At 70.5% G+C, this 10313-nt stretch carries 9 protein-coding genes; 2 read left to right on the top strand and 7 right to left on the bottom strand.

Translation table 11 applies throughout. The annotated features are described in order from the left end of the window. Positions 1-161: 161 nt before the first annotated feature. Positions 162-1160 (bottom strand): zinc-dependent alcohol dehydrogenase family protein, encoded by a 999-nt coding sequence (locus tag AC08OX_RS07525; RefSeq protein ID WP_476607147.1) that lies wholly within the window; start codon positions 1158-1160, stop codon positions 162-164. 27 nt (positions 1161-1187) lie between these two features. Further along, complete coding sequence (locus AC08OX_RS07530; RefSeq protein WP_011434730.1) at positions 1188-1772, bottom strand: TerD family protein; 585 nt, start codon at positions 1770-1772, stop codon at positions 1188-1190. A gap of 299 nt (positions 1773-2071) precedes the next feature. Here AC08OX_RS07530 and AC08OX_RS07535 point away from each other — a divergent pair, with 299 nt between their 5' ends. Together AC08OX_RS07535 and AC08OX_RS07540 are read left to right on the top strand one after the other, a co-directional pair. Then, positions 2072-3340, top strand: a complete 1269-nt coding sequence (locus tag AC08OX_RS07535) for an aspartate kinase (protein ID WP_476607148.1) — start codon at positions 2072-2074, stop codon at positions 3338-3340. 91 nt (positions 3341-3431) lie between these two features. Then, positions 3432-4511 carry an aspartate-semialdehyde dehydrogenase gene (locus AC08OX_RS07540; protein ID WP_476607149.1) on the top strand — a complete coding sequence of 360 codons (1080 nt, stop codon included), beginning with the start codon at positions 3432-3434 and terminating at the stop codon, positions 4509-4511. Positions 4512-4720: 209 nt separating this feature from the next. Here AC08OX_RS07540 and AC08OX_RS07545 read toward each other — a convergent pair whose 3' ends face one another. The 5 genes from AC08OX_RS07545 to AC08OX_RS07565 form a co-directional block, all read right to left on the bottom strand. Beyond that, positions 4721-4924, bottom strand: coding sequence for a cold-shock protein (locus AC08OX_RS07545; protein ID WP_009740954.1), 204 nt, complete (start codon positions 4922-4924; stop codon positions 4721-4723). A gap of 406 nt (positions 4925-5330) precedes the next feature. Further along, the gene (locus tag AC08OX_RS07550; protein WP_476607150.1) at positions 5331-6899 is read right to left on the bottom strand and encodes a CYTH and CHAD domain-containing protein; all 1569 of its coding nucleotides are present in this window, start codon (positions 6897-6899) and stop codon (positions 5331-5333) included. 168 nt (positions 6900-7067) lie between these two features. Next, the gene (locus tag AC08OX_RS07555; protein WP_476607151.1) at positions 7068-7868 is read right to left on the bottom strand and encodes a CPBP family intramembrane glutamic endopeptidase; all 801 of its coding nucleotides are present in this window, start codon (positions 7866-7868) and stop codon (positions 7068-7070) included. A gap of 73 nt (positions 7869-7941) precedes the next feature. Continuing rightward, positions 7942-8934: a cytochrome d ubiquinol oxidase subunit II gene (locus AC08OX_RS07560; protein ID WP_476607152.1), complete on the bottom strand. Its 993-nt coding sequence runs from the start codon at positions 8932-8934 to the stop codon at positions 7942-7944. Beyond that, positions 8934-10313, bottom strand: a 1380-nt coding sequence (locus AC08OX_RS07565; protein ID WP_476607153.1) for a cytochrome ubiquinol oxidase subunit I, incomplete at its 5' end; no start/stop codon positions are given. The genes AC08OX_RS07560 and AC08OX_RS07565, both read right to left, overlap by 1 nt.

Genomic DNA, 10313 nt, shown 5'->3' on the forward strand with positions numbered 1-10313 from the left:
GGCCCGCGGCGACTGAACGCGGAAGTTCAGCGCGCATCCCCCGGCAAGGTCGCCAAACCTCCGGGCCCTTCCGGATCCCGGGCCCTTCCGGATCTACGAACCAGATCCGGAAGGTCCGGCATCGGCAGGAAGGCCCGGCACCGACAGGACAGGCAAAACGGTCAGGGCAGCAGCACGGCCGCGCCGGTGACCCGGTCGGCGGCGAGGTCGGCGAGGGCCCGGTCGGCCGCGGACAGCGGGTAGGGCGACACGGTCACCGCGAGCCGGTGCTCGGCGGCGATCGCCAGGAACTCCTCACCGTCGGCGCGAGTGTTGGCGGTCGTGCTGCGTACGGACCGTTCCTGGAACAGATGGTCGGAGTAAACGAGCGGCGGGATGTCGCTGAGGTGGATGCCCGCGATGGACAGCGTGCCGCCACGGTCGAGCGCGGCGAGCGCCACCGGCACCAGGTCACCCACCGGGGCGAAGATCACGGCCGCGTCCAGCGGCTCGGGCGGTGCAGCATACGCCTCGCCCGCCGAGGCGGCGCCGAGTCCCAGAGCAAGCTCGCGGGCCCGCGCCGAGCGCGTCATCACGTGGACGGTGGCGCCCTGCGCGATCGCCACCTGGGCTGCGAGATGGGCGGACGCGCCGAACCCGTAGATGCCGAGCCTCCCGCCGGGCGGCAGCTCCGCCCGGCGCAGCGCCCGGTAGCCGACGATGCCGGCGCACAGCAGCGGGGCAAGCTCCGCATCGCTGTAGCCGTCGGGCAGCCGGTAGGCATAGTCGGCGCGCACGCAGGCGTACTCGGCGTATCCGCCGTCGACATCCCATCCGGTGTAGGTCGAGGCCGGGCAGAGGTTCTCCGCTCCGCGCCGACAGTACCCGCAGGTCCCGTCGGTCGAGGCCAGCCAGGCGATGCCCAGCCGGTCCCCGGTGCGCACGCCGCTCACCCCCTCGCCAACCGCGTCGACCCGTCCGACGACCTCATGTCCGGGCACGGTGCGCGGTCGGTGCGGCGGGAGATCACCCTCGGCGAGGTGCAGATCGGTACGGCAGACTCCGCAGGCGTCGACGTGGACCCGAACCTGGCCCGGCCCTGGCCGGGGCACGGGCAGCTCGGCCGGGCGCAGCGGGCGGGTGCTCATCGGCCCGGGAGCGACTACTTGCCAGGCACGCATTGCCAGGCACGCATCCGCTCGGGTAGCTCAGATGTTGACGCCATGATCACGAGCCAGACCACCGAGGTCATTGTGGCCCTGGCCGACGGCGCGGAACTTCCAGTCGGCGCCGTTGCGGTAGACCTCACCGAAGATGACGACGGTTTCGGTGGAGTAGTCCTCGGACAAATCGTAGCGGACCAGCTCGTTTCCGCCCTGGTCGACCACGCGGATGTAGGCGTTGCGCACCTGGCCGAAGTTCTGGTTCCGGTTCACCGCGTCGTAGATGGAAACCGGAACGATAATCCGGTCAATGTCGACTGGAACCAGTGCAAGGTTGATGATAACGGACTCGTCGTCCCCCTCGCCCTGCCCGGTCAGGTTGTCACCGGTGAGCGTGATCGCCCCCTCGGGGGACGCGAGGTTGTTGAAGAAGACGAAGTAGCCGTCGTTGAGGACCTTGCCGTCCGCCCGGACGCCGATGGCAGAGGCGTCCAGGTCGAAATCGGTCCCGGTGGTCGTGCGGGCGTCCCATCCGAGCCCGACGTTCAACGCGGTGAGCTGGGGGGTGCCGGCCTCGGCGGCCTGCTTCGTGAGGCTGACGTTGCCGCCCTTGGCAAGGCTGACTGCCATTGAGGATCGTCCTTCCTGAGCTGGTCCTCGGCGTCGGGGACCATCGCGTGGACCGCGTGCGTCGCAGTCGGTCATACGGGTGAGCCGGTCGTACGGGTGAGTCGGTCATACGGGTGAGCCGGTCGTGCGGATGTCATCACCCTGGCACACCAGAAGGAATACGCCCAGCACCCCGTCGCCGGGGCGACATCGTCCCGGCGGTGGAAAAGGGACACCGGACCAGATCCGGGCAAGGCCACCGAGCAAGGGCGACGGGCGGCCGCGCTCGGTCAGCGGCCGCGCTCGGTAACCTGGCTGCCATGGCGCTCTTGGTCGCGAAGTTCGGTGGGTCCTCCGTTGCCGACGCGGACCGCATCAAACGAGTCGCTGAGCGAATCGTGGAGAACCGGCGGGCCGGCAACGACGTCGTCGTGGTGGTCAGCGCGATGGGTGACACCACCGACGAACTTCTCGATCTGGCCGAACAGGTCTCGCCGCTTCCGCCCGCCCGGGAGCTCGACATGCTGCTCACCGCCGGTGAGCGAATCTCGATGGCGCTGCTGGCCATGGCGATCACCACCCTCGGCGCCGAAGCCCGCTCGTTCACCGGCTCCCAGGCCGGAGTCATCACCGACTCGGTGCACGGCAAGGCGCGGATCATCGACGTTACCCCCGGGCGGATCCGCGCCGCCCTGGACTCCGGCGCGATCGCGATCGTCGCGGGCTTCCAGGGTGTGAGCCAGGATACAAAGGACATCACCACGCTCGGTCGAGGCGGCTCGGACACGACCGCGGTGGCGCTCGCTGCCGCGCTGGGAGCGGACGCCTGCGAGATCTACACCGATGTAGACGGCGTGTTCACCGCCGACCCGCGCATCGTCCCCGACGCCCGCCGCATCGACACGATCTCTTATGAGGAGATGCTGGAAATGGCGGCGTGCGGCGCGAAGGTCCTCATGCTGAGGTGCGTCGAGTACGCCCGCCGTTACAGCGTCCCCGTGCATGTCCGATCGTCCTTCTCGGCGAAGCCGGGCACGTGGGTCACCGAGATTCCGGAGGAACAGCTCGTGGAACAGGCCATCATCCGTGGGATCGCGCACGACCTCAGCGAGGCGAAGGTGACGGTCGTCGGATGCCCGGACAAGCCCGGGGTGGCGGCGGCGGTGTTCCGGGCCGTGGCGGACACCGACGTCAACCTGGACATGATCGTTCAGGTCGGCTCGGTCGCCGGGTCGGGGCGGACGGACATCTCGTTCACCCTGCCCAAGACGGATGGACGTACCGCGCTCACCGCGCTCACGAAGGTCCAAAGCGAGATCGGCTTCGAGCGCACCCTCTACGACGACCACATCGGCAAGCTGTCGCTGATCGGCGCGGGGATGAAGTCGCATCCGGGGGTGTCCGCCCGGTTCTTCGGCTCCCTCGCCGACGCGGGGGTCAACGTCGAGATCATCTCCACCTCTGAGATTCGCATCTCAGTGGTGGTGCGCGACACCGACCTCCCGCTCGCCGTGCGGGCCGTGCACGGCGCCTTCGACCTGGGTGACCCGAACGGCGGGGCGATCGTGTACGCGGGAACCGGACGATGACGTTGGCGACGTCGTGGGTCCTCGAGACGGCGGCACACCGCGGCAGCTGGACACGCCGCGGCGGCACGGTGGCGAATCAGGAGGATGGATCGTGACGAGCAACGAGGCGGGCCGGCGACCGACGCTCGCAGTGGTGGGGGCGACCGGCGCGGTCGGCACGGTGATGCTGTCGCTGCTCGACGAACGCCCCGGCATCTGGGGAGAGATCCGGCCGATCGCCTCGGCCCGATCCGCGGGACGGACGGTACGGGTGCGCGACGCGGACGTCGTCGTCCAGGCCCTGGCACCGGAGGTCTTCGACGGCGTGGACGTGGCCGTGTTCGACGTTCCCGACGAGGTCTCCGCCCGGTGGGCACCGGTAGCGGCGGCCCACGGCGCGGTCGCGGTCGACAACTCCGGCGCGTTCCGGATGGACGCCGACGTGCCGCTGGTCGTGCCGGAGGTGAACGCCGACCAGATCCCCGCGCGGCCGCGGGGCATCATCGCGAACCCGAACTGCACCACCCTGTCGATGATCGTCGCGGTCGGCGCTCTGCACCGGGCGTTCGGGCTGGAGTCGATGTTCGCGGCCTCCTACCAGGCCGCGAGCGGCGCCGGGCAGGCCGGCATCGACGCCCTATACGACCAGCTCACCGTCGTCGGTGGCACCCGCGAGCTGGGGCGGACCGCCGGTGACGTGCGTAAGGCCATCGGTGAGGATGGCCTCGGCCCCTTCCCGGCGCCGCTGGCGCTCAACGTCGTGCCCTGGGCCGGTTCACTGAAGGACGGCGGCTGGTCCTCGGAAGAGTTCAAGGTCCGCAACGAGTCCCGCAAGATCCTGGGTATCCCGGATCTGCGGGTGTCGGCTACCTGTGTGCGGGTGCCGGTCATCACCACGCACGCGGTCGCGGTGCACGCCCGCTTCACCCGGCCGGTGACGGCGGACGAGGCGCGCACGGTGCTGCTGAACGCTCCCGGCGTCGCCGTCGTCGACGATCCGTCAGCCGGCGAGTTCCCGACCCCGGCCGACGTCGTCGGAACGGACCCGACCTGGGTCGGCCGAATCCGGCAGTCGCCGGACGACCCGCACGAGGTCGCGCTGTTCCTCTGCGGGGACAACCTGCGCAAGGGCGCCGCGTTGAACACCCTGCAGATCGCCGAACTTCTCGTGCAGGATTGGCTGTGCCTTTAATCAGGTGTTAAGCTTTTGGCCGCGAACCACGCCATCCGGGAACCGATGAACGCCCCGCGCTTTCCGGCCCGAGAAAACGATCGAGATCAGCCGGAAAAAACATACCTTCCACCGAACTGTCGGATATCGAACTGATCGAGAAGTCGAGAAGCGGTCAGCCCGCCCCAGGAGGACCCTTGGGCGGGCTGACCGTTGAAGTCTCTCGTGGCTCAGACGACGCGGACGGCGTCGGCCTGCGGACCCTTCTGACCCTGGGTCACCTGGAACTCGACCCGCTGGCCCTCCTCAAGTGCCTTGTAACCGTCCATCTGAATCGCGCTGTAATGAACGAAGACGTCGGAACCGCCGCCGTCCACGGAGATGAAGCCGAAGCCCTTCTCCGAGTTGAACCACTTCACCGTGCCCTGAGCCACGTGCCGTTCTCCCTGCTGGTGCAGTCAGGACCCGCACCGCGCGGGCCCCGGGCCGAACGTCAGGAAGCTGCAAGAGCCCCTGACGTTGTTCCGCCGCGCCTCGGTTGAGACGCGAACCGCCGAACTCCGGCCAGGGACGACGCTACACGGACGGAGGCCTTCGCGGGAGTCCTCCGGGCAAGGAAGTCCACTTCATACCCCGGTCACAGAACAACGCAGCAGGTCCGGCCGCCAGCGGCTCCACCCGTCCCGTCCCGCAATCCGTCGAGCTGACAGGGATTTCCCGAGCGCGCCGACCCGTGGCGGATGGTAGTGCGCCCGATGGCCCGGATGTGGCGCACGAATGGGTGACGCGGAGGAGGTAATCGGTCAGACCACGGCAGAGCCCACCCGGCACGGCCCCAGGTCAGCGGATCCAGCGACGGTGCCGGGCCGCCGAGATCGCGGGCCACGCATCGAAGAAGTCTCGTTCCGCCATGCGTGCCCGGCACTCCTCCAAGCCCAGCAGGACACCCAGAGTAAACGCGGTGGGGGCGCCCTGGGCCTGCGCTGCCGTCCCCCAGTCCTCCAGCAACCTGCGCGCGATGGTGGCGTCCTGATGGGTTCCGAGCAGCTCCTGCGCGATCTGAGCCTGCTCTACCAGCCGCGCCGCGTCATTCCCGTACAGCGGCGCGACGGCCTCCGCCGCGTACCGTAACCGCTTGGCCTGCTTGCGGGCGGAATGCAGCATTTCGTCCCGTTCCGAGCCGACCTTCAGGGCAGCCGCGGCGCGGACCTTCTTCGCCAGCTTCCGGTCGGCGCCGAGCAGCAGATCGGGGAGGGCCTTGCCGGCCGGACGGGCCGCCGCGGGGGTGAGCGGGCCCCGCAGCAGGGTGAGCAGGTTGGAGACGAGCGCGAAGTACCGGTCACTGCGCAACATGGCCAACGCCTCCGCCCGGCCGTTGGCCGTGCCGGTGCCGAGGTGCGCGGTGACCGTCTTGCGCACGGGCCCCGCGACCAGCTCGGTGGGCAGCTCCGCCAGGCGGGTCTCGAAATAGGCGGCCTGGACCTCGGCGTCGCGGGCGCCGGAGAGCGCGCCGGCGAGGTCCCGCAGCTCGCCGTCCAGGAAGAGCGCTCTCTCGGGCGGGAACAGCGGCGCGAACGTCCGCAGGGTGCTGCGGGCCCGACGGCAGGCGACGCGCATCTTGTGGACCGCCTCGGGCTCGTCGAGCCGCACCCGCGGATCGGCCGCGAGCAGGGCACGTGCCTGTTCGATCAGATAGGCCCGTACCACCTCGCCCGCCGGCGTCCCGCGTCGTGGCTTGCGCGGCGGCGCAGGGACGTCCGGCCCGGGGCCGGCGGCCAGCGCCCCACCCAGGACCCGCGCGAGCTTCGAGGAGTCCGCCGCCGGGGTGGCGCCCGCGGCCGTGAGCAGACCGGCGACCTCGTCGAGCACCTCGGGCCCGCCGTTGACGAGTTCGACCTCGATCTCCCGCCAGCTGCTCAGTGCCGTCCTCTCCCCCAGGGTCTGCGCGGAGACCTGGTCATCGACGACCTCGGCCAGGTCGACTCCGACCGTGTCCCGCAGTCGGCGCGCTGTCCGCAGTGTCCGCAGCCTGGCGACCGGCCGCGGCTCGGCACCGCGCAGATGGACCGACACCAGATCGACGAACTCCGCGGGAGGGCTGTACCGCGGGCCCTCCGCCCCCACGCCCACGCCCACGCCCGCGTCGAGCGGGAGCTGGAGCTCGTCCCGCTCCCCCACCCGAACGGGCAGCTTGAGGTGCCATCCGGCGTCCGACCCACCGGTCCGACGCCGCAGCGTGATATTGTTACGGGCCAGCCGGAGATCGTCGCTGTCGTAGTAGACGGCCTCCAGACTGACGGTCTTGCGGGTGCGCGCGGTGGCGACGCCCGCAACCTCCCCCAGCTTCGGGAGCACAAAGGTCGGTTCGACCGAGAACTTGCGCTCGATCTCGCGGATTCCGTTGACCATCGGTCCTCCCCGACCAGCCGTACCGCGGCAGGCACTCGACGGCTACGCCTTCCGGCGCCCCGAACCCGCCGATGTTGACGTCCTCGAACGATCCACCGCCTCCGCGATACACCGTTGAGATACGCATCGTATGCCCATCAGACGATGTCTATTTCCCCACCCGTAACCTTAGCGCGGCGCCGGAATCCAGGAGATCTTTCCGACCAACGCTACGTATCCGACGAACGCGACGGTGTCGATGAGTGCGTGGGCGATGACGAGCGGCAGCACCCGGCCGGTCCGCTGGAACAGCCGGCCGAACAGCAGGCCCATCGCGAGGTTACCGGTGAACCCACCGAGCCCCTGGTAGAGGTGATAGGAACCGCGGAGCAGGGCGCTGGCCGCCAGCGCCCGGTTGGCCGCGACACCAAGTTCACGCAGCCGCACCAGCAGGTACCCGGCGACGATGACCTCCTCGGCGAGGCCGTTCTGCGCCGCGCTGAGGACCAGGACCGGTACGCGCCACCACACGTCCGGCAGGCCCGAGGGCGCGACGGTGAGGTTCGCCCCGCTGTGCCACGCCAGCAGGTAGAGGCCCAGGCCAAGCCCGCCGACCCCGGCCGCGATCGCCGCTCCCCGGCCGGCGTCGCGACCGGTGTGCCGACCGTCCAGGCCGATCGCCCGCGGTCCGCCTCCGTGCCTCGTCAGCAGGTATACGGCGAGCAGCGCCGGCACCAGCCCGGTGACCAGGTCGGCGAGTTGGAGCGCGAGGTCGAGCCAGGGCCGTCCCGGCGCCGCCGAGGTGTTCAGCCGGGCCACCTGGGAACGGACGGGGCCCGGCCGGGTCAGCACCCCGACGTAGCGGATGACCGCGAACAGCGCCGAGGTAGCGAAGGAGACCCCGAGCACGAGCCAGACCTCGACGACGAGCTGCCGGCGGGTGAGCGACTCACCCGCGATGACCGGCGCCTGAGCGGGGGCAGAGGTCACGCGATGACCGTAGCCCACCGCCGCGGCGGGCCGGCCCGATCACTGCACCGGCCCGATCACTGCGCCGGCCCGATCACTCCGCCGGTTCCGGCCGGGAGAACAGCCGGAACAGCATCATCAGGGACGGCACAAGCACCACCAGACCGCCGACGATGGCGAACAGCATGGCCCGGATGTTCGTCGTCGGCGCCGCGGCCGTGTCCACCGTGGCCTGCCCGACCACCAGGTCCGGGTACTGGGCCACCGCCCAGCCCCAGAGCATCGCGCCGACGGCGAGACCGGCCGCGATGCGGGCGGCACCGAACTGCTCGCGCCAGAGCGCGACGAGGGCGCCGATCCCGCCGAGGGTGGACAGGGCTACCAGGGGAAGCGAGCGGTCCCTGAACCGGCCGGCGACCTGCGGGGCGTCCGCCCACAGCAGGGGCAGCAGGATCGCGGCGAGTGCACCGCAGAGCACGGCGCCGCCGATGGCCCGCCGGCGGAAGTCGGCCACCAGGTGCGCGGTGGCCGGGGAAGAGGCGGCGTCCCGGCAGAGGTAGACGGCGGCGAGGAAGGCCGTCGCGGCGACCGCGAAGGCCCCGCAGACGAGCCCGAACGGGCTGCGCACCGGCGCGAACGGGTCGTCGGTCGACAGATCACCGCTGGCCAGAGCCGCACCGGCCACCCCGAGCGCGAACGGGGCGATCGTCGAGGAGACCGCGAAGACGTGCCCCCACCAGTGGTCGGGACCGGCCCCACCCGCCCCGTAGGACCGGTACACGTACGCGGCGCCACGCAGCACGATGCCGACGAGGGCCACGGACAGCGGCACCTCCAGAGAGGAGCCGATCACCCCGTAGGCCTCGGGAAACCCGCTGAACATCGCCACCACGATGAAGATCAGCCAGACATGGTTGGCCTCCCACACCGGGCCGAGTGACGCCGAGATCAGTTTCCGCTGGTCGCCAGCGTGCCGGCCGCGTGCCAGCAGGTCCCACACCCCGCCACCAAAGTCCGCGCCACCGAGCAGCGCGTAGGCGGTGAGCCCTACCACCATGATGATCAGAAGGAGGTCAGCGCTGGTCATCAGTCTTCTCCCCGCCCGCCGAAACCGGTGCTGCCGTCGGATCCCGTTCCCGTTGTCTCACCCGGGTGCGCCGAACCGCGGGATCCCTCGGGACCGCCGCCGGTGCGCCGCCTGCCGGACACCGGCGGTTCGACCGGCAGTTCGACCGCCGGTTCAACCGCCGCCGGTTCAACCGCCGCCGGTTCAACCGCCGCCGGTTCGGGTCGCGGCTTCGGGATGGATGGCGAATCAGAATCGGTTGTCCGTCCGGGCCTGGCCGGGCTCGCCTGCCCCGCGCCGTGGACGGCCGTGCGGTGGACGCCCGCAGCGGGCTGCCCGGACCGGATCTCCGCGACGGCCGGGCCGCCGGTGGCCATCCGGCGCAGGATGAGGATCAGCGCACCCGCGAGCCCCAGGTACAAGACCAGGGAGCCAGCGAACATCGGCGCGACCCCGTCGGCGCCCGTCACCGCGTCGTGGACCCGCATGTGACCGCCCACGATCCACGGTTGACGACCACCCTCGGTGACCTCCCAGCCGGCCATCATCGACAGCGCGGACGCCGGTCCCGTGGCCGTCGCGGCGAACAGCCACGGCCGCCCGGTGGGCAGTAGCGTCTTCTCGCCGCGACGGCGCCGGCGGACGACGGCGGCACCAGTCAGGGCGGACAGTCCGATCAGCGCGGAACCGAACCCGACCATCGTCGCGAACGACCCGTGCACCAGCAGACCGTTCGGGCGCTCGTCCGGCGGCGCGGCGTCCAGACCGGTGATCACGTGATCTGTACTGAATCCCTCCATCAGCGAGAGCAGACCCGGGATCTCCAGCCCGTAGCGGACCTCGCTGCTCTTGTCGTCGTAGAACCCGCCGAGGGTCAGCGGCGCGTGCGACCTGGTGTGGTAGAGCCCTTCCATCGCGGCCAGCTTGAACGGCTGGTTGGCCCCGGCGATCCGGGCCGCCCAGTCCCCCACGATCAGCTGAAGCGGCGCACAGACCAGCACCACCGCCAGGCCGATCCGCAGCCCGCGCTGGTGGTAGGCGTCGCGGCGACCGCGCAGCATGCCGACCGCGTAAATGCTGGCGACGGCCCCGCCGGTGCACATCAGCGCGGCCAGCAGCATGTGGACCACCTGGGGCGGAGTCCCCGGACTCAGAAAGGGCGCGAACGGCTCGGCGGCGACGACCTTGCCGTTCACCTCGGTGATCCCTCGTGGCACGTTCATCCAGGCGTTCACCGTGATGATGAACAACGTCGACAGGGTGCCGGAGATCGCGATCGGCCATAGCGTGAGCCAGTGCGCGCGCGGCGACAGGCGCTTCCAGCCGTACAGGTACATCCCGACAAAGATCGCCTCGGTGAAGAACGCGAAGCCCTCCAGGGAGAACGACAGCCCGAGCGC

Source organism: Frankia sp. CoBUL1, from assembly GCF_978021245.1.